At 40.5% G+C, this 765-nt stretch carries 1 protein-coding gene; it reads right to left on the bottom strand.

From position 1 onward, the window contains the following. Positions 1–765 (bottom strand): ISL3 family transposase (locus AX662_RS00495; protein ID WP_156430681.1); only part of this gene is annotated, 765 nt, incomplete at both ends.

Genomic DNA, 765 nt, shown 5'->3' with positions numbered 1-765 from the left:
GTAGTGACTTCTTATCGAACTGGTTCATAATCGCAATTCTTGTCTTTAAAAAGGCACGTCCAAGGTACTGGATAATGTGAAATCGATCAAGAACAATTTTGGCGTTAGGGAAAAGTCTTCGAGCTAGTGGCATATAAGTTCCTGACATATCTATCGTGATAAACTGTACCTTTTGGCGAGCTTTCAACGGATACTTCAAAAAGTAGTTTCGAATAGTGGTTTGACGGCGATTATCGAGGATAGTTATGAGTTTGTTGGTCTCATAGTCTTGCGCCACAAAAGCGAGTTCACCTTTCTTGAACCCAAGCTCATCCCAGGACATAACAGCTGGGAGTTTGTCATAATGCTCCTTGAAAGTAAACTGGTCAAGTTTACGATAGACAGTGGATGTCGATACACGAAGTCTTCTGGCAATATCCGTTAATGATAGCTTTTCAGTTAGAAGTTGAGCAACCTTTTGTCGGACAAGGTTTGAGATTTGGTGATTTTTCTCAACGATTGATGTCTCAGCGACCGTGACTCGCCTACAACTTTTACACTGGAAGCGACGTTTCTTCAGACGTAGTAGTGTCGGAGTTCCAGCTTGCTCTAGAAGAGGGATTTTAGAAGGTCTTTGAAAGTCATATTTAATCATCTTTCCTTGGCAATGTGGGCATGGTGGTGCAGGGTAATCCAGTTTTGCATGAATTTCGATATGAGTATCAGTTTCAAAAACAAGAGAAATAATGATGTTAGGGTCTTTAATTCCGATTAATTCTGTGGTAT

This window comes from Streptococcus sp. CCH5-D3 (genome assembly GCF_001556435.1).
Lineage (GTDB): Bacteria > Bacillota > Bacilli > Lactobacillales > Streptococcaceae > Streptococcus.
This window is presented reverse-complemented; position numbering and strand designations above follow the sequence as displayed.